This window comes from Kitasatospora sp. NPDC023176 (genome assembly GCF_055560495.1).
Map to the genome: position 1 here is coordinate 262,128 of NZ_JBVHIP010000001.1, position 24,554 is coordinate 286,681.

At 72.0% G+C, this 24,554-nt stretch carries 21 protein-coding genes; 7 read left to right on the top strand and 14 right to left on the bottom strand.

Annotation, left to right across the window (positions count from 1 at the left end; all coding sequences use genetic code 11):
* Window positions 1-172 precede the first annotated feature (172 nt).
* The 4 genes from ACZ3YL_RS01495 to ACZ3YL_RS01510 are packed head-to-tail and all read right to left on the bottom strand — an operon-like array spanning window position 173 to window position 4,144.
* Entirely contained in the window at window positions 173-1,279 is a 1,107-nt protein-coding gene (locus ACZ3YL_RS01495) for an ROK family glucokinase (protein WP_411292878.1), read from the bottom strand.
* Window positions 1,276-2,091 carry an ATP-binding cassette domain-containing protein gene (locus ACZ3YL_RS01500; protein ID WP_188302818.1) on the bottom strand — a complete coding sequence of 272 codons (816 nt, stop codon included), beginning with the start codon at window positions 2,089-2,091 and terminating at the stop codon, window positions 1,276-1,278. The genes ACZ3YL_RS01495 and ACZ3YL_RS01500 overlap by 4 nt, the downstream gene beginning before the upstream one ends.
* Window positions 2,088-3,128: an ABC transporter permease gene (locus ACZ3YL_RS01505; RefSeq protein WP_188302817.1), complete on the bottom strand. Its 1,041-nt coding sequence runs from the start codon at window positions 3,126-3,128 to the stop codon at window positions 2,088-2,090. The genes ACZ3YL_RS01500 and ACZ3YL_RS01505 overlap by 4 nt, the downstream gene beginning before the upstream one ends.
* A complete protein-coding gene (locus ACZ3YL_RS01510) occupies window positions 3,125-4,144 on the bottom strand; it encodes a sugar ABC transporter substrate-binding protein (protein WP_465654630.1) in 1,020 nt (339 codons plus the stop codon). The genes ACZ3YL_RS01505 and ACZ3YL_RS01510 overlap by 4 nt, the downstream gene beginning before the upstream one ends.
* Before the next feature lie 361 nt (window positions 4,145-4,505).
* On the opposite strand from ACZ3YL_RS01510, the gene ACZ3YL_RS01515 reads away from it, so the two are divergent.
* Entirely contained in the window at window positions 4,506-5,588 is a 1,083-nt protein-coding gene (locus ACZ3YL_RS01515; protein ID WP_317620899.1) for an alpha/beta hydrolase, read from the top strand.
* Between the two features lie 198 nt (window positions 5,589-5,786).
* On the opposite strand, the gene ACZ3YL_RS01520 is transcribed toward ACZ3YL_RS01515, so the two are convergent.
* Entirely contained in the window at window positions 5,787-7,394 is a 1,608-nt protein-coding gene (locus ACZ3YL_RS01520; RefSeq protein WP_465654632.1) for a PucR family transcriptional regulator, read from the bottom strand.
* Between the two features lie 389 nt (window positions 7,395-7,783).
* Here ACZ3YL_RS01520 and ACZ3YL_RS01525 point away from each other — a divergent pair, with 389 nt between their 5' ends.
* The 6 genes from ACZ3YL_RS01525 to ACZ3YL_RS01550 all read left to right on the top strand — a co-directional run bounded on the left by ACZ3YL_RS01525 (window position 7,784) and on the right by ACZ3YL_RS01550 (window position 15,120).
* The gene (locus ACZ3YL_RS01525) at window positions 7,784-8,671 is read left to right on the top strand and encodes an FAD binding domain-containing protein (RefSeq protein ID WP_188302813.1); all 888 of its coding nucleotides are present in this window, start codon (window positions 7,784-7,786) and stop codon (window positions 8,669-8,671) included.
* On the top strand, window positions 8,668-9,153 hold the full coding sequence (locus tag ACZ3YL_RS01530) for a (2Fe-2S)-binding protein (protein WP_188302812.1): 486 nt from the start codon (window positions 8,668-8,670) through the stop codon (window positions 9,151-9,153). The genes ACZ3YL_RS01525 and ACZ3YL_RS01530 overlap by 4 nt, the downstream gene beginning before the upstream one ends.
* A gap of 73 nt (window positions 9,154-9,226) precedes the next feature.
* Entirely contained in the window at window positions 9,227-11,593 is a 2,367-nt protein-coding gene (gene pucD, locus ACZ3YL_RS01535) for a xanthine dehydrogenase subunit D (protein ID WP_188302811.1), read from the top strand.
* Between the two features lie 248 nt (window positions 11,594-11,841).
* Window positions 11,842-13,326, top strand: a complete 1,485-nt coding sequence (locus tag ACZ3YL_RS01540) for an NCS2 family permease (RefSeq protein WP_188302810.1) — start codon at window positions 11,842-11,844, stop codon at window positions 13,324-13,326.
* A gap of 172 nt (window positions 13,327-13,498) precedes the next feature.
* Complete coding sequence (locus ACZ3YL_RS01545) at window positions 13,499-14,683, top strand: XdhC family protein (protein WP_188302809.1); 1,185 nt, start codon at window positions 13,499-13,501, stop codon at window positions 14,681-14,683.
* A gap of 143 nt (window positions 14,684-14,826) precedes the next feature.
* Window positions 14,827-15,120, top strand: a complete 294-nt coding sequence (locus ACZ3YL_RS01550; RefSeq protein ID WP_188302808.1) for a hypothetical protein — start codon at window positions 14,827-14,829, stop codon at window positions 15,118-15,120.
* Between the two features lie 22 nt (window positions 15,121-15,142).
* On the opposite strand, the gene ACZ3YL_RS01555 is transcribed toward ACZ3YL_RS01550, so the two are convergent.
* The 9 genes from ACZ3YL_RS01555 to ACZ3YL_RS01595 all read right to left on the bottom strand — a co-directional run bounded on the left by ACZ3YL_RS01555 (window position 15,143) and on the right by ACZ3YL_RS01595 (window position 24,481).
* Window positions 15,143-15,763 (bottom strand): LysE family translocator, encoded by a 621-nt coding sequence (locus tag ACZ3YL_RS01555; RefSeq protein ID WP_188302807.1) that lies wholly within the window; start codon window positions 15,761-15,763, stop codon window positions 15,143-15,145.
* A gap of 34 nt (window positions 15,764-15,797) precedes the next feature.
* Window positions 15,798-16,214: a PIN domain nuclease gene (locus ACZ3YL_RS01560; RefSeq protein ID WP_188302806.1), complete on the bottom strand. Its 417-nt coding sequence runs from the start codon at window positions 16,212-16,214 to the stop codon at window positions 15,798-15,800.
* Window positions 16,207-16,404, bottom strand: a complete 198-nt coding sequence (locus ACZ3YL_RS01565) for a type II toxin-antitoxin system VapB family antitoxin (protein ID WP_465654636.1) — start codon at window positions 16,402-16,404, stop codon at window positions 16,207-16,209. Before ACZ3YL_RS01565 ends, ACZ3YL_RS01560 begins: the two co-directional genes overlap by 8 nt.
* A gap of 96 nt (window positions 16,405-16,500) precedes the next feature.
* Window positions 16,501-18,243, bottom strand: a complete 1,743-nt coding sequence (locus tag ACZ3YL_RS01570) for an SDR family oxidoreductase (RefSeq protein ID WP_465654638.1) — start codon at window positions 18,241-18,243, stop codon at window positions 16,501-16,503.
* Complete coding sequence (locus ACZ3YL_RS01575) at window positions 18,240-19,193, bottom strand: M24 family metallopeptidase (protein ID WP_465654639.1); 954 nt, start codon at window positions 19,191-19,193, stop codon at window positions 18,240-18,242. The genes ACZ3YL_RS01570 and ACZ3YL_RS01575 overlap by 4 nt, the downstream gene beginning before the upstream one ends.
* 257 nt (window positions 19,194-19,450) lie before the next feature.
* On the bottom strand, window positions 19,451-20,539 hold the full coding sequence (locus ACZ3YL_RS01580; protein ID WP_465654641.1) for a PDR/VanB family oxidoreductase: 1,089 nt from the start codon (window positions 20,537-20,539) through the stop codon (window positions 19,451-19,453).
* A gap of 231 nt (window positions 20,540-20,770) precedes the next feature.
* On the bottom strand, window positions 20,771-21,688 hold the full coding sequence (locus tag ACZ3YL_RS01585; RefSeq protein WP_188302801.1) for a metal-dependent hydrolase: 918 nt from the start codon (window positions 21,686-21,688) through the stop codon (window positions 20,771-20,773).
* Window positions 21,689-21,895: 207 nt separating this feature from the next.
* A complete protein-coding gene (locus ACZ3YL_RS01590; protein ID WP_188302800.1) occupies window positions 21,896-22,675 on the bottom strand; it encodes an IclR family transcriptional regulator in 780 nt (259 codons plus the stop codon).
* A 345-nt stretch (window positions 22,676-23,020) separates the two neighbouring features.
* Window positions 23,021-24,481 (bottom strand): catalase, encoded by a 1,461-nt coding sequence (locus ACZ3YL_RS01595; RefSeq protein ID WP_188302799.1) that lies wholly within the window; start codon window positions 24,479-24,481, stop codon window positions 23,021-23,023.
* Window positions 24,482-24,554: the final 73 nt, after the last annotated feature.

Consider the following 24,554-nt stretch of genomic DNA (forward strand, 5'->3'; position numbering starts at 1 on the left):
ATGATCCGACAACCACACCATGCCACTACCCATGGGTAGTTGACGTGATTGATGCAGGAGGGGAGGGGAGGAGGGAGGGCGGCGAACAGAAAACAGCTGACAACTTTCAGCGAACAGAAAACATCATCTGTTCGCTGAAAGTTGTCAGCTGTCACCCATGCCGACCCGACCGCTACAGCGCGCTGCGCTCCACCCGCCGCCGCTTGATGGTGCGGAACCGCCGCGCCACCTGCCGCGCCAGGTCCGCCGCCCCGACCAGCCCGGCCTCGTTGCCGAGGGCGGCGTGGACGATGGTGGCCTCGGGCCGGAAGCCGCGGCCGGTCAGGGTGCGGCGGAAGGTGTCCCGGGCCGGGCCGATCAGCAGGTCGCCGGCCTCCGAGACACCGCCGCCGATGACGAAGCGCCCCGGGTCCAGCGCCGCCGCCAGGTTGGCGATGCCGACGCCGAGCCAGGTGCCGACCTCGTAGAGCAGTTCGGTCGCGGTCGGGTCGCCGTCCTGGGCGGCCTCGGTGACCAGCGGCCCGGTGATGCCCTCGACCGTGCCGCCGGCCCGGGCGAGCAGGGGCTGCACCACCGGGGACTCCTCGGCGACCAGCTCCCGGGCGTCGCGCACCAGCGCGTTCCCGGAGGAGTACTGCTCCCAGCAGCCGCGGTTGCCGCACGGGCAGCGGTGGCCGCCGGGCACCACCTGCATGTGCCCGAACTCGCCCGCCAGGCCGTACTTGCCGCGGTCGACGTAGCCGTCCCGGACGACCGCGCCGCCGATGCCGGTGCCCAGGGTGAGCATCACCATGTGGTCCTCACCGCGCCCGGCACCGAAGCGCCACTCGGCCCAGGCCGCCGCGTTGGCGTCGTTCTCGACGATCACCGGGAAGCGCAGCCGCTCGCTGAGCGCCTGCTGGAGCGGCTCGTTGCGCCAGTTGAGGTGGGGGGCGAAGAGCACCCGGGAGCGCTCGGCGTCGACCCAGCCGGCCGCGCCGATGCCGACCGCGTGGACGTCGTGCCGGTCGGCGAGCTCGAGCACCAGCTCGACGATCACGTCCTCGACGACCCGGGCGCTCCTGCTCTTGTGCGGGGTGTCGGTGCGCAGCTTCTCCAGCACCTTGCCCTCGCCGTCGACGACCCCCGCGACCACCTTGGTGCCGCCGATGTCGACGCCGATGGTGGGCAGCCGCAGTATCCCCGCGGGCAGGGCGCGGCGCCGGCGCTCGGCCCGCGGGCCGAGGCCGAGCAGGGTGGGCAGGACGGCCGGCCGAGTGCTGCCTTGGGGGCTGGTCACGGCTGCGGACGCTCCTCACGGGAGAGGGTGGTGTTCGGACGGGCCAGCTCGTGCGAGAGCTCGGCGAGGTCGGAGCCGCCGGCCATCTCGGTGGTGAGCTGTTCGAGGCTGATCGCGTCACGCGGGTGGCTGCCGGCCATCCGCCCCCGCTTCAGCAGGGTGAAGTGGTCGCCGACCAGGTAGGCGTGGTGCGGGTTGTGGGTGATCAGCACGACCCCGAGCCCGGCGTCGCGGGCCGCCGTGACGTACTTGAGCACCACCCCGGACTGCTTGACGCCGAGCGCCGCGGTCGGCTCGTCCAGGATGAGCACCTTGGCGCCGAAGTGCACGGCCCGGGCGATGGCCACGCACTGGCGCTGCCCGCCGGAGAGGGTGCCGATCGGCCGGTCGACGTCGTACAGGTCGATGCCCATGTTGGCGAGCGCCTCGCGGGTGGTGGCGCGCATGCCGTCGGCGTCCAGCCGCAGGCCGCCCCAGCGGCGCATGCCCTGTTCGGAGCCGAGGAAGAAGTTGCGCCACACCGGCATCAGCGGGACGACGGCGAGGTCCTGGTAGACGGTGGCGATGCCTCGGTCCAGGGCCTGGCGCGGGGAGTCGAGCCGGACCTCCTCGCCGCCCACGGTGTAGGTGCCCTCGTCGTGCTGGTGCAGCCCGGCGATGATCTTGATCAGGGTGGACTTGCCGGCGCCGTTGTCGCCGAGCACGCAGCTGATCTCGCCGGTCCGCAGGGTCAGGGAGACGTCCTGCAGGGCCCGGACCGTCCCGTAGGTCTTGCCGACGCCTTCCAGGGAGAGGAGTTCTGAAGAGGTCATCGCGGCCCCCGTTCCGCCCGGCGCTTGACGTAGGCGTTGAGCAGCGCGGCCAGCAGCAGCATCGCGCCGAGGAAGAACTTGAACCAGTCCGGGTTCCACTGGGCGTAGATGATGCCCTTGCTGGCCATGCCGAAGATCAGCGCGCCGAGCGCGGAGCCGGCCACCGAACCGTAGCCGCCGGTGATCAGGCAGCCGCCGATCACGGCCGCGACGATGTAGATCAGCTCGTTGCCGACGCCCTCGCCGGACTGGACGGTGTCGAAGGAGAACAGCAGGTGCTGCCCGAGCACCCAGGCACCGAAGCCGACGCCCAGGTAGAGCACCGTCTTGGTGCGGGCGACCGGCACGCCGACGGCGCGGGCGGCGGCCGCGTCGCCGCCGACGGCGAAGATCCAGTTGCCGAAGCGGGTGCGCAGCAGCACCCAGCTGCCGATCACCAGCAGGCCGAGCCACCACCAGACGGTGGCCTTGATCGCCAGTCCGCCGATGGTCAGCTCGGAGGCGAACAGCCACCGGCAGGTCTCGTAGCCCTGCATGTCCGCGATGGACTTGGTGGAGACCGTCCCGGAGATCGCCTTGGTGACGCCCAGGTTGGCGCCGGTCAGCATCAGGAAGGTGCCCAGGGTGACGATGAAGCTGGGCAGCCTGGTGCGACCGAGCATCCAGCCGTTGAACCCGCCGATCGCCAGCGTGGTGGCCAGCGAGACCAGGACGCCGACCCAGGTGACCGCGGTGAACTGGTACGAGACCATCGAGGAGGTCAGCGCGGCGGTGGTGACCAGCACGCCGGCCGACAGGTCGAACTCGCCGCCGATCATCAGCAGCGAGACCGGCACGGCCATGATCCCGATGGTGGACGCCGCGTAGAGCACGGTGCCCAGCGAGGAGACCCTCAGGAAGGGTTCGGCGACGGCCGCGAACACCGCGAACACCGCGACGGCGGCGATCAGCGAGCCGAGCTCGGGCCGGGCGAGGATCCGCCGCAGGGTGGTCGGGCGGTCCTGGACGAGCAGGTCGGAGGTGGTGGGGCTGGTCACCTGGTCCCCCTCGCCACGTACTCGGCGAGCGCGTCGGCGTTGTCCTTGGTCAGGATCTGCGGGCCGGTCGCGACGGGCTTGCCGCCGCCGAGCATGTCCAGGTTGGACTTGTACAGCCACAGCAGGTCGACGCCCTCGTAGCCCTGGAGGTAGGGCTGCTGGTCGACGGCGAAGCCGACGCTGCCGGACTTGAGGCCGGCCACCACCTGCGGGCCGAGGTCGAAGGTGTCCAGCTCCACGCCGCGGTGGGCGTCCTGGACGGCCTGCAGTCCGGTGGCGGCAATCGGCCCGGAGAGGGTGAGCACGGTGTCGATGGAGGGGTCGGCCTGGAGCTTGGCGGAGATCGCCGCCCGGGCGTCGGGCATGTCGACGCCGTTGACGTAGAGCGTCTGGAAGCCGCCGCCGGCCTTGGACTGGGCGCCCGAGCAGCGCTCCTCCTGGCCGACGTTGCCCTGCTCGTGGATCACGCACAGCACGTTCTTGCGGCCGCGCGAGGCCAGCTCCGTACCGGCCGCCTGGCCGGCCGAGGACTCGTCCTGGCCGATGTGGGTGAGCGCGCCGAACTTGGCGGAGAACTCCTGACCGGAGTTGATCGTGATCACGGGGATGCCGGCCGCCTTGGCCTTGCCGAGGACGTCGGCCATCGCGTCGCCCTTGGCGAGGGTGACCAGCAGGCCGTCGACCTTCTGGTCGATGGCGGCCTGGACGAGCTGGACCTGGTTCTGGGTCTGCGCGTCGTTGGAGTACAGGAAGGTGATGTTGTCCTTGGCGGCGGCCTGCTCGGCGCCCTTGCGCACGCTGTCCCAGAAAGCGTCGCCGGCTCCGGCGTGGGTCACCATGGCGACCTTCCAGCGCGGGGTGGTGACGGCGCTGCCGCCGGTGGCCGCGGCCTTGGCGCGGGCCTCCTCGGCGCGTCTGCCTCCGGTACTGCTGCAACCGGCCGCGGTGACCGCGAGGGCCAGGACGGCGCACACGGGCCAGAAGCGGCGGGACGGGCGAAAGCGGGTTGTGCTCATCCCCCTAGTCTCTCTGGCCCGGCGGTGCGGGATCGCACCGCCTCGCCCGGTGGTGCGAACGGCCCGGGAGGTAAGGTGCCGCGGGGGACCTTCCTGGAAGTTCGCTGGGCATCTGGTCCGGAGCACCGCCGTCCGGGTGACAGACTAGGCGCCGACCCGAAGCTGGAACACCTCGGAAACGTGATGTTCCTCTCAGGTTCCGCACAGATTCGGACGGCAACCGATCATCGGTTCGCTGCCGTCTGATGCCATTGACGTGCGTTCGGGCGAGTGGGGCCCGAGCGGCGAGCGACCCGGATACGAGAACTTGATGGAACTGACAGGTACGCCATTCCTTATCCTCACCGTCATCCTGGTGCCGGTGTCCATCACGGTGGCGCTGCTGTTCTGGGGGAAGGTGCGCGGCCCCCAGCCGGTGCGCACCCTGTCCCGGATCGTCATGATCATGTTCTGCCAGGTCACCGCCGTGCTGATGGTCTTCGTGATGGTCAACAACGCGAACCTGATCTACGGCAACTGGGACGACCTGCTCGGCACCGGTGACCACGTCCGCGCGGTGCCCTCGGTGGCTCCGGAGAACCCGGCGGGCAACGGCAAGGACGGCCAGTCCGACGCCGCCAAGCAGCCGCCGAAGGCGCTGCAGAAGTTCGGCGGCGTGAACGACCCGGCGGTGCCCGGCGACGTCCAGAAGACCGAGCTCAAGGGCCAGGTGTCCGGCGTCGACGGCGAGGTGCTGGTCTGGCTGCCGCCGCAGTACAACGACCCGGCGTTCAAGGACAAGAAGTTCCCCGTGGTCGAGCTGATCCCCGGCTACCCGGGCTCCTCCTCCACCTGGTACGGCACCCTCAAGGTCTCCGAGCAGCTCAAGCCGCTGATGCAGCAGGGCAAGGTCGCGCCGTTCATCCTGGTCTCGCCGCGCACCCTGCTGCTGGGCAACCACCAGGACGCGGGCTGCACCGACATCTCCGGCAAGATCAACGCGGATGCCTGGATCACCCGCGACGTCCCGCAGATGGTGCTGGACAACTTCCGCGCCGATCCGTCCTCGGACCGCTGGGCGATCGCCGGCTACTCGGCCGGCGCCCACTGCGCGGCCAAGCTGTCGCTGGCCCACCCCAACCGCTACCGCGCCGCCATCGCCATGTCCGGCTACAACGACCCGGCGACCGAGGGCGACTCGCTGGTCGGCAAGGACCCGAAGCTGCGCGAGGCGAACAACCCGGTCAACATCCTCAAGTCCGCCCAGCAGCCGCCGAAGGTCGCCCTGCTGGTCAGCGGCGCCAAGGGGGACGGCTACGAGGACGGCCAGGCGATCGCCGCCGCGGCCAAGGAGCCGACCAAGGTCCAGGTCGAGGAGAGCACCGGCCCGCACACCACCGACATGTGGAAGCGGATGGTGCCCAGCGCCTTCGAGTGGCTGACCGGGATCATCCCGGTGCAGTGACCGGCCGTCACGGCCGAGGGCCCGCCGCGAAGACTCGCGGCGGGCCCTCGGCCGTTCCCGACCGTTCCCGACCGTTCCCGGCCGGCTCCGGCGTCGGTGTCAGGAAGGGCCGATTCCTGGGAGACCGCTGGAAGGCGACCGGAACCGAGCGGACCTGAACGGGCCTGAGCAGACCCGAGCGGAACTGCCAGGAAACGATCAGGCCAGTTCCAGCGCCAGATAGAAGTCCACCCGGTCCTCCAGCCGGGAGAGGTCCCGCCCGGTCAGCTCCTCGATCCGGCCGATCCGGTACCGCAGGGTGTTGACGTGGACGTGCAGCTGCCCGGCGCAGCGGGTCCAGGAGCCGTCCGAGCGCAGGAAGGCCTCCAGGGTGCGGACCAGGTCCGCCTGGTGCTCGATGTCGTACGCGATCACCTTGTCCAGCAGCCGGCTGCGGAAGGCCCGGCGGACCTCGTCCGGGACGGCGGCCAGCAGCAGCACGTGCGAGGCCAGCTCCTCGGGGCCGGCCACACAGACCCGGCCGACGCGGGCGGCGGCGATCCGGCGGGCGTGCCGGGCCTCCTCCAGGGCGCCGCGCAGGCCGCCGGCCTCCGAGGCGGGGGCGGAGACGCCGAGGGTGATCCGGCCCTCCGAGCCGAGCCCGGCCTCCAGGGGGGCGAGCAGCTCGCGCAGGGTGTCGGCGGGCACCGGGCTGTCCAGCGCGGGCAGCACCACCACGGCGCCGTGGCCCGCCCCGGCGACCAGGGCGCGGTCGGTGGTGCCGCCGAGCGCCTCCTCCAGGACGGAGCGCACCATGCCCTCCGGCAGGCCGGTGCCCTCGGCGCTGAGCACCAGCCAGGAGGCTTCCTGCGCCGGGGACTTGGGCTCGGGGTTCTCGTAGCGGGCGGCCATCGCCGAGGAGGCGTACAGGGTGCGGCTGATCTCGGCCGGGTCGGCGTCGCGGCGCAGCAGGGCGAGCAGTTCGTCGGCCAGTCGGCGGCGCAGCCGGCGGCCCTCGTCCCGGCGCTGGCGCTCGGCGGCGACCAGCCGGGCCAGGTTCTCGGCGAGCTGCTGGCGCTTGGTGGTCCACTCGGTGACGTCGCCGGCCACCGCGAGCACCCAGTCGGCCAGCGCAGAGCCGGCCTGCGGGGCCTCGTCCTCGGCGGAGGCCGCGGCGGGCAGCAGCGAGTAGGCGCCGCCGGCCAGTCGGGCCCGGTGCGGGGGGCGGCGGCGCTGGCGCTGGGCGGCGAGGTGGGCGCGGACCAGCTGGTCGCGGTCCTCGGCGGTGAGCCGGTCGGCCGGGCCGGCGATCACCCCGCCGGTCGGGGTGAGCACCCAGCAGTCCAGGTCGAGGTCGCCGCCGAGCAGGTCCAGCACGGCGTCCAGCCCGCCGCCGCCGGCCGCCGAGACCAGCAGCCGGTGCCGGTCGACCAGGGCGGCGAGGTCGGCGGCGCGGTCGGCGGAGACCTGCCGGCCGATGAACTCGGTGACGGTGCCGAAGGCGATGTCGTCGGGGACGGCCAGCAGCGGCATCCGGTGCCGGCGGCAGGCCTCGACCAGGTCCTCGGGCACCGGGCCGACCTCGGCCTCGCCGGCCGCCAGGGCGACGGCGCCGCCGGCCGCGATGGTCCGCACGAAGCGCTCGGAGTCGGCCGGAGCGCTCCGCCAGAGCATCCCGGTGAGCACCAGCTCGCCGCCGTGCAGGTAGCGGCCGGGGTCGTGCAGGTCCGTGGTCATCACACCGCTGACCTGCCGGTCCAGCTCCTCCTCGGCCGCGAGCAGGCGCAGTCGGGGGGCGCCGGGGGCGAGCAGGTCACGGACACGCATCCGCGGACTCCTAACGGGGGGCTGGAACAGGGGGTTCGAACGGGGGGCTGGAGCGGGGCCGGGGGGCGGATCGAGGGGGTGGGGGTGGCCGGGCGCGCCGCCCGGGGGTGACAGTGTGCCCGAACATCCGTGCTCGGTGTTACGTACCAACGGGCGGTCGGATCACGGGCCCGTGGACCGTGCGTCACGGCCGGATTACGGTCGTAGGTAGCACCCGGCGGAGACCTGGACTGCGGGATTCTCCTGCTTAGAGGAACGTACAGGATGCCGGGCGGGCGCACAGCCGGGGCTTCATGCCATCGGTGACTGCCAGTGGCCCCGGTCACAGGAGTTCACTGGGCGACACGCCGCCGGACACCCGGTCGGCGAAGACTTGAGGAGAAACCCGCATGGAGTTCCTTCGGCCCGCCACCTGGGACGAGGCTCTCGCGGCGAAGGCTGAGTACCCGACCGCGCTGCCCATCGCGGGCGGCACGGACGTCATGGTCGAGCTGAACTTCGACGTGCACCGGCCATCCGCGATTCTCGACCTGAACCGCGTCACCGAGCTCACCGAATGGACGAACGACGGCAGCGTCGTCCGGCTCGGCGCCTCCGTCCCGTACGCCCGGATCATCGCGGAGCTGTCCGGGCCGCTGCCCGGGCTCGCGCTGGCGGCCCACACCGTCGGCTCACCGCAGATCCGCAACCGCGGCGGCGTCGGCGGCAACCTGGGCGGCGCCTCCCCGGCCGGTGACGCGCACCCCGCGCTGCTGGCGGCCGGGCGGGACGTGTTCGTCGAGGCGGCCTCGGTGCGCGGCACCCGGCTGATCCCGATCGACGAGTTCTACGTCGGCGTGAAGCGCAACAGCCTGGAGGCGGACGAGCTGATCCGCGCGGTACACATCCCGGTCGCGGACGGCCCGCAGCAGTTCTCGAAGATCGGCACCCGCAACGCGATGGTGATCGCGGTGTGCGCGTTCGGCTTCGCGCTGCATCCCAGGAACGGAACCGTCGGCACCGGGATCGGTTCGGCTGCCCCCACGCCGCGCCGCGCCGTCGAGGCCGAGGAGTACCTCCAGGGGGTGCTCGCCGAGCGCGGGCTCTGGGAGTCCGGCGACCTGCTGGGCACCGAGGTGATCCAGCGCTTCGGCGAGCTGGTGAAGGCCGCGGCCTCCCCCATCGACGACGTCCGGGGCACCGCGGACTACCGGCGCCACTCGCTCGCCGTGATGGCCCGCCGCACCCTCACCTGGTGTTGGAACGACTACAGCAAGCAGATCAGGAGCGCGGCATGAGGGTCACGTTCACCGCCAACGGCAAGCCCGTCGAGGCCGACGACGTGTGGGAGGGCGAGAGCCTGCTCTACGTGCTGCGCGAGCGCGTCGGCCTGCCCGGTTCGAAGAACGCCTGCGAGCAGGGCGAGTGCGGCTCGTGCACCGTCTACCTGGACGGCGTGCCGGTCTGCTCCTGCCTGGTCGCGGCCGGACAGGTGCAGGACCGCGAGGTACGCACGGTCGAGGGCCTGGCCGAGGAGGACGGCGAACTGGGCCTGGTCCAGCAGGCGTTCATCGACGCCGGGGCCGTCCAGTGCGGCTTCTGCACCCCGGGGCTGCTGGTGCAGACCGACGCCCTGCTGGAGCAGGACTCCCAGCCGAGCGACAACGACATCCGCGAGGCGCTGTCGGGCAACCTGTGCCGCTGCACCGGCTACGAGAAGATCATGGACGCGGTGCGGCTCGCCTCCGCCCGCAAGTGCGCCGGGGAGGGTTCGAAGTGAGCGAGCGAAGCGAACGGAGCATCAAGGGGTGCGCGTCGGGCGAAGCGCCCGCCGAACGCAGCGAGGTGGCCGCATGAGCACCAGGACCATCCAGGGCCAGAAGAACCTGCAGAACATCAACCAGGCCTCCAAGGACGGCATCGGCGGCTCGCCGCTGCGCCCGGACGGAAACCTGAAGGTCAGGGGCGAGTTCGCCTACTCCTCCGACATGTGGCACGAGGACATGCTCTGGGGCATGGCGCTGCGCTCGCCGCACCCCCGGGCCGACATCCTGAGCGTGGACATCTCCGAGGCGCTCAAGGTGCCCGGCGTCTACGCGGTACTGACCCACGAGGACATCCCCGGCGCCAAGTACTACGGCCTGGAGATCCAGGACCAGCCGGCCCTGGCGATCGACAAGATCCGCTACCACGGTGAGGCGATCGCCCTGGTCGCCGCCGACCACCCGGAGACGGCCCGCCGCGCGGTGAAGAAGATCAAGGTCGAGTACGAGGTGCTCACCCCGATCGTCACCGAGGAGCAGTGCCTCGACCCGGAGACCCACGGCTACGTGCACGAGCCGCACGAGTACAAGTCCCACGCGTACGGCAACATCTGCCACGAGCAGAAGCTGGTCTCCGGCCTCGGCGTGAACGACGAGGTGCGGGCGCTGGCGGACGTCATCGTCAGCGGCGACTACGAGGTCGGCATGCAGGACCAGGCCTTCCTCGGCCCCGAGTCCGGCCTGGCCGTGCCCGCCGAGGACGGCGGCATCGACCTCTACATCGCCACCCAGTGGCTGCACGTGGACCGCGAGCAGATGGCCCCGGTGCTGGACCTGCCCGAGGAGAAGGTCCGGCTCACCCTGGCCGGCGTCGGCGGCGCCTTCGGCGGCCGCGAGGACATCTCGATGCAGATCCACGCCTGTCTGCTGGCCCAGCGCACCGGCAAGCCGGTCAAGATCGTGTACTCCCGGGACGAGTCCTTCTACGGCCACGTCCACCGCCACCCGGCGCGGATGCACTACGAGCACGGCGCCACCCGGGACGGCAAGCTGGTCTTCGCCGACTGCCGGATCGTGCTGGACGGCGGCGCCTACGCCTCCGCCTCCCCCGCCGTGGTCGGCAACGCGGCCTCGCTCGGGCACGGCCCGTACGTGATCCCGAACGTGAAGATGCACGCCATCGCGCTCTACAGCAACAACCCGTCCTGCGGGGCGATGCGCGGCTTCGGCGCCGTCCAGGCGGCGTTCGGCTACGAGACCCAGATGGACAAGCTGGCCGCCGCCCTCGGCATGGACCCGGTGGAGCTGCGGCAGCTGAACGCGATGTCGGAGGGCGACTTCATGCCCACCGGCCAGCAGATCGACTCCCCCGCGCCGGTGGCCGAACTGCTCCAGCGGGCCAAGGACATGCCGCTGCCCCCGCCGCTGGACACCGAGCACCTGGACGTGCGCGCGCTGCCCGGCGCGCTCTCCAACACCTCGCACGGCGAGGGCATCGTGCGCGGGGTCGGCTACTCGGTCGGCATCAAGAACGTCGGCTTCTCCGAGGGCTTCGACGACTACTCCACCGCCCGGGTGCGGCTGGAGGTGATCGGCGGCGAGCCCGTCGCCATGGTGCACACCGCGATGGCCGAGGTCGGCCAGGGCGGCGTCACCGTGCACGCCCAGATCGCCCGCACCGAGCTGGGTGTCGAGCAGGTCACCATCCACCCCGCCAACACCGAGGTGGGATCGGCCGGTTCGACCTCCGCCTCGCGCCAGACGTACATGACCGGCGGCGCGGTGAAGCTGGCCGCCGAGGCCGTCGCGCGGGAGCTGATCGAGAAGGGCCGGCGCCGCTACGGCTGGACCCACAAGGACATCACGCTGGCCGGCGGCAAGGTCGTCTCGGAGAGCGCCGGTGTGCTCGTCCCCATGGTGGACCTGCTCGGTGACGAGGCGATCGACCTCACCCGCGAGCACCACCACCGGCCCACCCAGGCCTTCGACAAGGAGACCGGCCAGGGCTTCGGCCACGTCCAGTACACCTTCTGCGCCAACCGCGCGGTGGTGGACGTGGACGTCGAGCTGGGCCTGGTCAAGGTGGTCGAGCTCACCGCCGTCCAGGACGTCGGCAAGGCGCTCAACCCGCTCTCCGTGGTCGGCCAGATCCAGGGCGGCTGCACCCAGGCGCTCGGGCTCGCGGTGATGGAGGAGATCATCGTCCGGGACGGCAAGGTGCGCAACGCCTCCTTCACCGACTACCTGATCCCCACCATCCTGGACACCCCGCCGATCCCGGTGGACGTCCTCGAACTGCCCGACCCGCACGCCCCGTACGGGCTGCGCGGCGTCGGCGAGGCGCCGACCGTGTCGGCGACCCCCTCGATCGTGGCCGCGATCCGCAACGCCACCGGTCTGGCGCTCAACCGGATCCCGGTCCGGCCGGAGCACCTGACCACCGAACAGCCCGGCTGATCCCGGGAGTCCACACCTCTCCGGGGCGGCGCCGAGTCTTCCCCGCCGCCCCGGAGACACCCGCTGCCCGCGCCCACGCCGGGGTTGCGCAGTGGTGCGCACCACCCACACCTGCACCACCCGCACCACGGGCGCTCCCCCCAACGAGCGCCCCCAGTGAGTCGATTCAGTCCCCCTGTGCCAACGTCGTTGACTGGCAGTCAGGTCGGCTCGCCCACCCCAACCCCCTTTGACACTTGGGAGTGGACATGACCAGGATCCCCACGGAGCCCGGCACCACCGAAGCAGACAGACCCACCGAGGACGAGACCCACCCCTCGCCCCCGGCACCAGGGCCGAAGGGCGCGCTCGACGCGTACTTCAAGATCTCGGCCCGCGGCTCGACCCTCGCCAACGAACTGCGCGGTGGCCTCACCACCTTCATGGCGATGGCGTACATCATCCTGCTCAACCCGCTGATCCTCAGCGGCGCGGACGTCACCGGCGTCAAGCTCGACCACGCCGCGCTGACCACCGCCACCGCCCTCGCGGCAGCCGTCACCACCATCCTGATGGGCGTGGTCGGCAACGTGCCGCTGGCCCTGGCCGCCGGGCTCTCGGTCTCCGGCGCGGTCTCCGCGCTCGTCGTACCGCACACCACCTGGCCGCAGGCCATGGGACTGTGCGTGATCTACGGCCTGCTGATCGTGCTGCTGGTGGTCTCCGGACTGCGCGAGAAGATCATGAACGGCATCCCCCTGCCGCTCAAGCACGCGATCACCATCGGCATCGGCCTGTTCGTCACGATCATCGGCCTCTACAAGGCCGGCTTCATGCACACCGGCGGCCCCACCCCGCTGTCCCTCGGCCCCTTCGGCGAACTCTCCGGCTGGCCGGTCCTGATCTTCTGCCTCACCCTGCTCACGATCTTCGTGCTGATGGCGCGCGGCGTGCGCGGCGCGATCCTGATCGGCATCGCCGGCGGCACCGTGGTCGCCATCGTCGTCAACAAGCTGGCCCACGTACCGGCCAAGGCCTGGGCGAACTCCGTCCCGGTCTGGCCCGGCAGCCCCGTCGCCGCCCCCGACTTCAGCCTCTTCGGCCACGTCGACCTGTTCGGCGCCTTCGGCGGCAAGGGCCTGGGCGCGATCAGCGCCTCCGTCGCGGTGTTCACCCTGGTGCTGGCCGGCTTCTTCGACGCGATGGCCACCATCATCGGCGTCGGCACCGAGGCCGGGCTCGCCGACAAGCAGGGCCGGATGCCAGGCCTGTCCAAGGCCCTGTTCATCGACGGCGCCGGCGGCGCGGTCGGCGGCCTGGCGGGCGCCTCCGGGCAGACCGTGTTCGTCGAGTCCGCGACCGGCGTCGGCGACGGCGCCCGCACCGGCCTCGCCTCCGCCGTCACCGGCGGGCTCTTCGCGCTGATGCTGTTCTTCTCTCCGCTGGCCGGCATCGTGCCGGTCGAGGTCGCCTCCGCCGCCCTGGTGGTGATCGGCTCGATGATGATGAGCCAGGCCCGGCACATCGACTGGTCCGACCGCGAGGTCGCCATCCCGGCCTTCCTGACCTGCGTGCTGATGCCGTTCACCTACAGCATCACCGCGGGCGTCGCCGCCGGCATCATCTCCTACTCGGTGATCAAGGCCGGCCAGGGCAAGTGGCGCGAGCCCGGGGTGCTGATGTGGATCCTCACCGCCGTGTTCGTCGTGTACTTCGCGCTCAGCCCGATCAAGTCCTGGCTCGGCGTGCACTGAGCGGTCGGGGTGCACTGGGCGCTCGCGGGCACCGAGCACTCACGGGCACCCAGTACTCGCGGGCACCGGGCGTCATGACCCCGGGCCTTTGATCACAACCGCCGCCGTACGGGATCGTTTCCCGTACGGCGGCGTCTCCCGCTACTGTCGAAACGTGTAAGGAGCCTCCGACATGCAGGACATCGCCGAGCAGTTGCGGGCCTGGCACGCGTCCGGGCGCTCCTTCGCCGTGGCCACCGTCGTCGGCGTCTCCGGCAGCGCCCCGCGCGACCCCGGCGCGGCCCTGGCCGTCGACGCGGCCGGGGAGGCCGTCGGCAGCGTCTCCGGCGGGTGCGTCGAAGGCGCCGTGTACGAGCTCTGCCGGGCCGCCCTGGAATCCGGCGAACCGGTGCTGGAACGCTTCGGCTACAGCGACGAGGACGCCTTCGCCGTCGGGCTGACCTGCGGCGGGATCCTCGACGTGTTCGTCCAGCCGGTCGTGCCCGGGGCCGACCCCGGGATGGACGCCGGCCTCGCCCGCATCGCCGACGGGACGCCCGTCGCCCTCGCCCGGGTGATCGAGGGCCCCGCCGGACTGCTCGGGGCCACCCTCGCCGTCACCGCCACCGAGCAGCACGGGGCGCTCTCGGTCGGGCCGTCCACCGTCGGCGCGCTCGAACGCGCCCTCGGCGCGGAGGCCCGGGCCATGCTCGACGCCGGCCGCACCGGGCGGATCGTACTCGGCCTGGACGGACGGCCCTGCGACGAACAGGAACAGGGCACCGTCACCTGCTTCGTCGAGTCCTACGTGCCCGCGCCCCGGATGCTGGTCTTCGGCGCGATCGACTTCGCCGCCGCCGTGGTGCGGATCGGCAAGTTCCTCGGCTACCACGTCACCGTCTGCGACGCCCGGCCCGTCTTCGCCACCACCCGGCGCTTCCCCGATGCCGACGAGGTCGTGGTCGACTGGCCGCACCGCTACCTGGACTCCCAGCTCGGCCGGATCGACGGCCGCACCGTGCTGTGCGTGCTCACCCACGACGCCAAGTTCGACGTCCCACTGCTCGAACGCGCCCTGCGGCTGCCGGTCGGCTACGTCGGCGCGATGGGCTCCCGGCGCACCCACCGCGACCGGCAGGCCAAACTGCGCGAGGCCGGGCTCACCGACACCGAACTCGCCCGGCTGCGCTCCCCCATCGGCCTCGACCTCGGCTCCCGCACCCCCGAGGAGACGGCCGTCTCCGTCGCCGCCGAGATCATCGCCCACCGGCGCGGCGGTAGTTGCCTGCCGCTGAGCGCCGGGGACGGGCCGATCCACCACGACACCGCGACGCCCCCGCAGGCACCGGAGGCGGCACCGCGGACCCACGCCGCCTGACCCACGCCGGCTGACCCACCCCGCCCGGTCCCGGGGCGGATCAGCCGGGGCGGAGCCCGCCCGGTGTCACGTTGCGTGGCCACCGGGGCGGCGGGAGGCTGGAGGTGCGGACTCGCCCCGAGCCCGGGGAAGGAGCAGGGATCATGCGTGCCCTGCTGGAGGTCGAACTCGACACCGCGGCCTCGAACAAACTGATCACCGACGGCACCATCGGCCCGGGGATCCAGCAGACGCTGGCCCAACTCAAGCCGGAGGCAGCCTACTTCCTCAGCCGCCACGGGCGGCGCGCGATGGTGCTCGTCGTCGACATCGCGGACGAGGCCTCGATCCCGTCCATCGTGGAACCCTTCTGGCTGCAGCTGGACGCCGACGTCGACCTGTACCCCTGCATGAACGCCGACGAGCTCCTGGAGGGCCTCAAGCGGATCGGCCAGTAGCCGCCCGGTCCGCGTTCACGCCTCAGTCGGCCAGCGCCAGCTTCAGGCCGAAGCCCACCACCACCGCACCGGTCACCCGGTCCATCAGGCGCCGGGCGGCCGGCCGGCGCAGCCACTCGCGCAGCACCCGGGCGAACCCCACCAGGACGGTCGACCACAGCACCCCCTCCACCACGTGCACACAGGTGAGCGCCACCCCGGCGGCGAAGTGCGGGGCCCCGGCCGGGATGAACTGCGGCAGCATGGCCACGTAGAACACCCCGACCTTGGGGTTCAGCAGGTTGGTGAGGGTGCCGCGCCGCCAGCCGTGCCCGAAGCCGCCCTCGGCCGGCTCCCCCTCGGCCGCCGCCGCTCCTCCTCGGTTGCGCAGCATCCCGACGCCCATCCACACCAGGTAGGCGGCGCCGGCCCAGCGCAGGACCTCGTACGCCACCTGCGAGGCGGTCAGCAGCGCCGTCACCCCCGCCGAGGTCAGCGTCCCCCAGATCAGCGTGCCGGTCTGGATCCCCAGCACCACCCCCCAGGCCTGCCGCCGCCGCCCCATCGCGGAGGTCCGCAGGATCAACGCGGTGTCGAGCCCGGGCGTGAGCGTGAGCAGCCCGACGACAAGGGCGAAGGACCACAGCGCGGTTGTCATCTCCATGGGCCGTGATGCTCTCACAGACCCGCCGGAGCGATCAGTCGGCCGTCCCCTGCGGGACGACCCACTCGGTCGGCTGTCCGGTGACGGCGGCGATCATGTCGTAGTCGCCGTTGTAATGAAGGACCGTGGCGCCATGGCGTTCGGCGGTGGCGGCGATCACGAGGTCCGCCACGGACAGCGCGCGCCAGTTGCCGGCGACTGTCAGGAGGGCTTGCACTTCGACGGCGCGGTCCCAGACTTCGTCGGGGGTGGACAACCAGCCGAAGCCGCGCAGGCCGTCTCGGATTCGGTCGGCGTCCGCCTTGGACCGGGCGCTGTACATGATCTCCAGCTCGACCGCACCGCAGATAGCGAGGCGCCCTTGACTGAACAATCTGTCGATGACATCCGCGATCACGGGCTTGGGGTACCGAGCGAAAGCGGACTTGTCGATGAGGAAGCGCTCAGTCACCCTTTTCCACCGGCCCGGTCAGGTCAGGTAGCCCGCCATCCGCAAGCCACGCAAGAAACTCCTTGCCCTTACGACGCTTCACCGCGTCCTCAAGGGCGGCATTGACGGTGGCAACCTTGGTCGAGGTGCCGAAGATCTCGGCAGCTTCGGCCAACAGTTCGTCGTTGACGTCTATCACGGTGCGGGTCATGGCGACCTCCCGAAAGATGCACAGGCCTGCGATATCAAAATCGATGGTAGTTGATATCGCAGGCCCGTTGGAGCCGATCAGGTGACATCCACCCGATCAAGTGACGTTGAGGCGGGCGGCGAGGCGTAGCAGGCCGGGGCTGAGACGGGAGAGGAAGCGGGCGGCCTTGGCCTCGGGGGTGACCGGGACGACGGGCCTGCCGGTGCGGACGGCCGTGACGATGGCGGTGGCGACCTTCTCCGGCGGGAAGCCGCGGCGGGCGTAGAGCCGGGCGGCGCGGGCCTGCTTGGCGGACTGCTCGTCGGCGGTGGTCGCGGAGAAGGTGGAGGTGCGGGTGATGTTGGTGTTGACGATGCCCGGGCAGATCGTGGAGACGCCGATGCCGTGGCCGACGAACTCGGCGCGCAGGCAGTCGGAGAGCATGAAGACGGCGGCCTTGCTGGTCGCGTAGGCGGTGAGCGCCTTGGCGGGCAGGTAGGCGGCGGCCGAGGAGACGTTGACGATGTGGCCGCCCTGGCCGCGGTCGGCCATCAGGGTGCCGAAGGCGCGGCAACCGTGGATCACGCCCCAGAGGTTGACGTCCAGGACCCGCTGCCACTCCTTCTCGGTGGTCTGCAGGAACGTCCCGGAGTGGCCGATGCCGGCGTTGTTGACCATCACGTCGGGCACGCCGTGTTCGGCGGCGACGCTCTGCGCGAAGGCGTCCATCCCGGCGCCGTCGGAGACGTCCACCTGGTAGGCGTGCGCCCGCGGGCCGATCAGCGAGGCGAGTTCGGCGGTGCGCTCGGCGGCCGCGAGGTCGAGGTCGCAGACCACCACCCGGGCGCCGTCCTCGGCGAAGGCCAGCGCGGTGGCCCGGCCGATGCCGCTGCCGCCGCCGGTGACGACCACCAACCGGCCGTCGCCTTCGGCGGGTTGGGCCTGCCGGCCCGCATCGACGCGGGCGGTGAACTCGCGGACCATGGCGGCCACGGTGGCTCCCTTCTCCAGCAGCGCCGACCAGTGGCCGGCGTGCAGCGTGCGGCGGGTCAACCGGGGCACCCAGCGCTCCAGGCCCTCGGAGAGGTAGGTGCCGACGTAGCGGTCCCGGGTCAGGGTGATCAGCTGGACCGGGACCTCGGTCGGCCGCTCGCGCGGACTGCCCAGGGTGGGGCGGAAGTTGGCACGGTACAGCTCGATGCCGCGGACCGCGTCCCGGCGCAGGGTGGGCTGGGGGTGGCCGGCCCGCGGGGTGACGTGCTCCAGGTCGCGCAGCACCCGCGGCCAGGCCCGGGCCAGGCCCAGGCGCCACACCGCCGGGGCGAGGAAGGGCAGGTGGAAGGCGGTGATGTACCAGGAGTGGGCGCCCTGGTGGAGCAGCTGCTTGAGGTGGCGCGGGGTGGGACGGCGCATCCGGTGGCGCAGCCAGTGGCCCATGTGGTCCAGGCTGGGGCCGGACAGCGTGGTGTAGGAGGCGATCCGCTGCTCGGCGCCGGGGACGGTGACGGCCTCCCACGACTGGATCGAGCCCCAGTCGTGGGCCAGCAGGTGCACCGGGCGGTCCGGGCTGACGGCGTCGGCCACCGCGAACAGGTCGTCGGCGAGGCGCTCCAGGCGGTAGTCCTCGCGGTGGGCCGGGGCGGCGGACTCGCCGGCGCCGCGCACGTCGTAGCGGACCACGTGGTGGTCGCGGGCGAGGTCGGCGGCGATGTCGTCCCAGACGGTGTGGGTGTCCGGGTAGCCGTGCACCAGGAGGACGGTGGGGGCCTGCGGGTCGCCCTGCTCGAAGACGGCGAGCGGCAGGCCGCCGGAGTGGACGGTCCGGCGGCGGACGGCCGTGGACGGGCGAGGGGTCGTCATCGGGTGGCCTCCAGAGCGGTCGGATCGGCGTCGGTCGGGTCGCCGTCGGCCGGGTCGGCGTCGGTCGGGTCGGCGTCGGTCGGGTCGGCGTCGGTCCGCTCGATGGTGGCCGAATCGTCGGCGGTGGTCCAGCGGCGGACGTGCGGGAGGTCGTCGTCGAGCCAGTAGGCGTCGTCCTCGGTGACCACCAGCAGTTCCTCGAACTTGATGCCGACACCGCGGAATCCGATGTGTGGTTCGACCGCCCACAGCCCCGGGGTGGGCGCGTGCCGGGACGACCGCCCGTCCGCCCACAGCGGCGAACGCCCGTGCAGGCGCTCGGAGATGAGCTCGCGGCCGAGGGTCTGCAGGGTGCGCACGCCGAAGCCGAGGACGTTCACCCCGGCCGGACCGCGCACGGTGGTGCGGGTGACCTGGTGGCCGATCACCCGGCCCGGGTAGACCTGGTGCCGGTTGTCGTAGCCGTGCGCGGCGATCTGCGCGTCCACCGCCGCGTACACCTCGTTCAGTGGCTTGCGGGCGCGCACCTCGGCGAGGATCAGCTCACGGTAGACCTTCAGGTCGGCGGCCAGGCGGTCCCAGACCCGGTTCTCGCCGATCTTGCCGCCGTAGCCGATGTCGGCGGTGTAGCCGTCCACGATCGGCGCGCAGTCGAGCACGTAGGGCATGCCCTCCTCCAGCCGACGGCTGCCGGCGAAGAACTGCAGCGGGGTGTGGAAGTGCCGGAATGCGGTGCGGTCGCCGAACCAGGCGAAGGGGACATGGAAGAAGTCCTGCACCCCGGCGGCCACCAGACGGCGGCGCAGCTCGGCGGTGGCCTGCCGCTCGGTGACGCCCGGTTCGATCCAGGCGGCAACCTGTTCGGCGCAGTGGTAGGCGAGTTGCTGGGTCTCGCGGAAGCGGGCGAGGTCGCGCTCGGTGTAGGCGAACGTCGGGGTCGCATTCCCCATCGGAGGGGCTCCTTCCAGGGCGTGTCTTGTGGGTTCTGTCGGAGAGGCCGCGGCGTGGGGGTGCATGCATCGCACGGCGGAGGTGCGGGCACCTCCCGGCCCGAGGCCGGGGGCGGAGTCCAAGCGGTGGGGGCACCTCCCGGCCGCCAGGCCGGGGGCCATCGGCGACCGACGACAACCCGGCGAGGCGCGTGCCCCCGCGCCGCGGCCCCGGCAAGGAGCCGGCAACGACCCGGCAACGACCCGCAGGACGGGCCCTAGACGTCGAGCACGAGGGTCTCCCCCTCGGCGGCGCGGGAGACGCAGGGCAGCAGGGCGCCGGCGGCGCGCTGCTCGGGAGTGAGGCGGCGGTCCCGGTGCTCGGGGGTGCCGGCCAGGAGGCGGACCTCGCAGGTGCCGCAGAAGCCCTGGTGGCAGGAGTACGGGAGGTCAGGGCGGGCCTCGCGCAGCACGTCCAGGGCGGAGCGGTCGGCGGGGACGTCCAGGGTCGGGCCGCCGGTGCCGAGTCGGACGGCGAAGGGCGCGCCGCCGGTGATCGGGGCGGCGCCGAAGCGCTCGAAGTGCAGGGCGCAGGCCGGGGATCCGTCCAGTGCCCGCTGCACGGCGGCGAGCATCGGGGCCGGGCCGCAGCAGTAGACGGCGGCGCCGCGCGGGGCGTGGGCGAGCAGTTCGGCGCCGGTGGGGACGCCGCCGTGCTCGTCGTCGGTGCGCAGCACGACCCGGTGCGGGTCGAGGGCGCGCAGCTCGTCCGTGTACGGGAGGGTGTCGGCGCTGCGGCCGACGTGCACCAGGCGCCAGTCGAGGCCGTGCCGCTGCGCCTCGCGGGCCATCGGGAGCAGCGGGGTGATGCCGATGCCGCCGGCGAGGAGGAGGACGGCGGGCTCGGCACAGAAGGCGAAGCCGTTGCGCGGGCGGCGGGCGGTGAGGCGGGCGCCCGGGTGCAGGGTGTCGTGGACCTCGACCGATCCGCCGCCGCCCTCGGGCAGTCGCCGGACGGCGATCCGGTAGCGGTGACGGTCGGCAGGATCACCACTGAGCGAGTAGTGGCGTTCGCGGCCGGAGGGCAGGGCGAGCCGCAGGTGGGCGCCGGGCTGCCAGGGCGGCAGCGGGCTGCCGGAGGGGTCGGCGAGGCTCAACTCGATCACGTCGGCGGCGAGTTGGCGGCGGTCGGTGACGACCAGCTGCAACGGCGGGGTGGGGCGGCTGAGCGCGCGGCGGGGGTTGCGGCGCAGCAGGGGGCTGCCGAGGGCCGGGGAGTAGCGGTCGCCGAAGGCGGTGAGCCGGCGGATGAAGGCGTCGACGCGGGGGCGGCCGTAGAGGTCGGGGGGCGGGGTGAGCAGGTCCATCCGGGCGGGTCCTTGGCGGTGGAAGGGGGCGGCGGGTGGCGGGCGGTGGTCGGCGGCTGATGACTGACGGGACGGGACGGACGGAACGGGGGTGACGGGTGACGGGAGTTCAAGGTTCAGAGTTCAGCGAACAGATGACGTCGTCTGTTATCTGTTATCTGTTCGCTGAACTCTGTCAGCTGTCAGCTGTCCGCTGTCAGCCGCCGGCCGTCCGCCGTCAGCTCGCGGCCGTCACCCGCGCCCGGCGGCGGCGCGGGCGGCCGGCGAGGTGGCGAGGTAGCCCAGCGCCTGGCTGGAGGAGCCCTCCTGGGTCGGGTGGTAGCCCGGTCGCAGGTAGCGCAGCCCGGAGCGGACGGAGCGGATCGGGTCCGGCAGCAGTCCGCGCTTGGCGATCCGGCCCGCCTCCCGCCAGGTGGGCTTGAGCCGCCCCTCCAGGGTCGGGTCGGCGGCGAGCAGGAAGCGGGCGCCGCGCACCCAGAGGTGCACCAGCAGCGGCCCGGACACCGCCATCCCGCGGACCCGGCGCAGGTAGCCCGGGTCCAGGTGGACCATCAGGTCGAAGGCGACGCTGCGGTGCTCGACCTCCTCGGCGCCGTGCCAGCGCAGCAGGTCCAGCATCGTCGGGTCGGCCTCGGCCCGGTCCAGGCCCGGGGAGTTGAGCGCCCAGTTGCCGAGGAAGGCGGTGAAGTGTTCGATCGCCGCGACGAAGGCGACCCGTTCGATGACGTTCTCCCGCTGCCGGGCCGGCGTCAGGCCCGGTTTGTCGCCGAGGATGCGCTGGAAGAGCCAGGAGATCTGCCGGACGTACGGGCGCGGGTCGAGCCCCTGGCCGAGCAGGTGGTCGAGCACCTCCTGGTGGGCCTCGGCATGGATGGCCTCCTGCCCGATGAAGCCGAGCACCTCCTCGCGCAGCTGCTCGTCCCGGATGAGCGGCAGTGCCTCCTTGAACACCTTGACGAACCAGCGCTCACCCTCGGGCAGCAGCAGGTGCAGCACGTTGATCACGTGGGTGGCCATCGGCTCGTCCGGGATCCAGTGCAGCGGCAGTCGGGCCCAGTCGAAGCGGACGTCCCGGGGCTCCAGGACGAGGCTCTCGTGCACCCGCGCGGCGGGCGCGGCGACGGCGGGGACGGGGGTGGAGCGGGGCATGGCAGGCCCTCCTGACCTGGGGGCGGCGGCTCGACTCTGCGAAACGTACTCGCCGGTAGCGGTACCGACAAGGGGTTCGGCACCCCTTATCGACATCGAGTCTAATAAGTGATGTGCACCGCGGAACACCCCCGGAAACACTCCCGCGGAAAACGCGCGGGCCCCGCCGGACAGTACGTCCGACGGGGCCCGAGGGGCGGGCGGTGCTCAGACCGCCATCGCCAGCATCAGCGGCGCCGCCCGGGCCGCCAGCAGTTCGGCGGCGGCCTTCAGCTTGTGGATGTTGTCCACCGGCATCGAGGTGGCCAGGCAGCCGACCGTGCTGCCCGCCGTGATCGGGACGGCCGCGCAGACCGTGCCGAGCGCGTACTCCTGGATGTCCAGCACCGGCACCGTGGCCGGCTGGCGCTCCAGCCGGTGCATCAGCTGATCGGCGTCGGTGACCGTACGGGAGGTGAGCCGGGCGACCGGGTGCCGGGAGAGGTGGTCGCGCCGGCCGTCCGCGTCCAGCTGGCTGAGCAGGCACTTGCCGATCGCGCTGGCGTGCGCGGTGGCGCGGAAGTCCACCCACTCCTGCACGGCGGGCGCGTAGTCGGCGGCCGAGACCGCCTCGACCGACAACTCCCCGTCGTGGTAACGGGTGAAGTACACCGCGGCACCCAACTCGTCCCGGAGTTCGGCGAGTTTGCGGTTCAGCCGGGCCTTGACGAGCTGTTCCCGGTTGTACTGCCCGAGCAGGGCGAAGGTGCCGCCGAGCACCCAACCGCCGTCCTGGCACTGGAGGTAGCCCTCGATCTCGAGGATCTCCGCGAGCCGACGGACGGTCGGCAGGCCCAGCGAGGTCTCCCGCGCGAGGCCGACCAGGGTGGCGCCGTCGGGGTGCCGGTCGACGGCCTCCAGCAGTCTGAGGGCGTGCTGCAGGGAGGTGAACGGGCCCGTCGGGCCCTGGTCCAGCGCGGCGTGACGACCCGGGGCTGGTGTCGACATGTCGTCCCCTTCCGATGTCCCCCCACGGAGCGACCGCGGGCGGTGTCCAGCCTATCCACCCCGGGGCTCGGTCGGCTGCTGTCCGTGAATATCCGTGAACATTCCGTGGAGCAACGGCAGGTCGGCTGGCGGGGTCGGCGCGGAGTCGGCCCCGCAACGCGCCTCTCCTGCAACGTGCCTCCCCGCAACGCGCCTCTCCTGCAACGTGCCTCCCCGCAACGGCGGACGGGCTCCTCCCCCACTGCCCAGGGGGAGGAGCCCGTCGTGGAACCGCCGGGGTGCGGGCCCCGGCGGCCCTGAGGGTGCGGAGAGTACGAGGGGGTGCGGGCGAAGGTCCGCGGGGCGTCAGCCCTCGTCGCCCGCACGGAGCTTGGTGACGGCGGCCTCCAGCCGGGCGCCGTACTCCTCGTCGGCGGCGTGGAAGTGGGCGAGGTTCTTCTCGACCACGTCGTCCCGGGTGACCTGCGACAGGAAGCCCGCGATGTTGTGGATCAGACGGGCGCGCTCGCCCTCCGACATCAGCCGGTAGAGCTCGCCGGCCTGGAAGAAGTCGTCGTCCTTGGTGTGGGCCGGCGTGGTGTAGGTGCCGGTGTAGCCGTCGAGCCTGACCGGCGCGGCGAGCGCGTTGTCGCTCTGGACCGGGCCGTCGTACGAGTTGGGCTCGTAGTTCTTGCCGCGGCCGGCGCTGTTGACGGCCATCAGCCCGTCCCGGCCGTAGTTGCCGGCCTCGGTGGCGCGCGGGGCGTTCACCGGCAGCAGGGTGTGGTTGACGCCGAGGCGGTAGCGCTGGGCGTCGGCGTAGGCGAACAGCCGGCCCTGGAGCATCTTGTCCGGGGAGGGACCGATGCCGGGCACGAAGTTGTTCGGCGAGAACGCGGACTGCTCGACCTCGGCGAAGACGTTCTCCGGGTTCCGGTTGAGCACCAGGCGGCCGACCTTGACCAGCGGGTAGTCGGCGTGCGGCCACACCTTGGTGAGGTCGAAGGGGTTGAAGCGGTAGTCCGCGGCCTCGGCGACCGGCATCAGCTGGACGTAGAGGGTCCAGGACGGGAACACCCCGCGCTCGATGGCCTGGTGGAGGTCGCGCTGGTGGGAGTCGGCGTCGGCGCCGACCACCTCGGCGGCCTGGCCGCCGTCCAGGCTGCGGATGCCCTGGTTGGTCTTGAAGTGGTACTTCACCCAGTAGGCCTCGCCCTCGGCGTTGACCCACTGGTAGGTGTGCGAGCCGTAGCCGTTCATGTGGCGGTAGGAGGCGGGGATGCCGCGGTCGCCGAACAGCCAGGTGATCTGGTGGGTCGAGGCCGGCGAGTGGGCCCAGAAGTCCCAGACGTTGTCCGCTTCCTGCACGCCGGTGTACGGGTCGCGCTTCTGCGAGTGGATGAAGTCGGGGAACTTGATCGGGTCCTTGATGAAGAACACCGGGGTGTTGTTGCCGACGAGGTCGTAGTTGCCCTCCTCGGTGTAGAACTTCAGCGCGAAGCCGCGCGGGTCGCGCACCGCGTCGTTGGCACCCAGGTTGCCGGCCACGGTGGAGAACCGCAGGAAGACCTCGGTGCGCTTGCCGACCTCGGACAGGAACGCCGCCCGGGTGTACTTCGACACCTCGTCGGTGACCTCGAAGTAGCCGTACGCGCCGGAGCCGCGGGCGTGCACGACGCGCTCCGGGATGCGCTCGCGGTTGAACCGGGCCAGCTTCTCCAGCAGCTGCTGGTCCTGGATCAGCAGCGGGCCGTACTCGCCGGCCGAGGCCGAGTTCTGGTTGTCGGCGACCGGGGCGCCGGACTCCGTGGTCAGGATCTTGGACATGGAGGGTCCTTCAGGTGTCGATAAGGCGGTGCGTGAGGGCAGCGCGTGGAGGCGGTGCGTGAGGAGGCGGGAG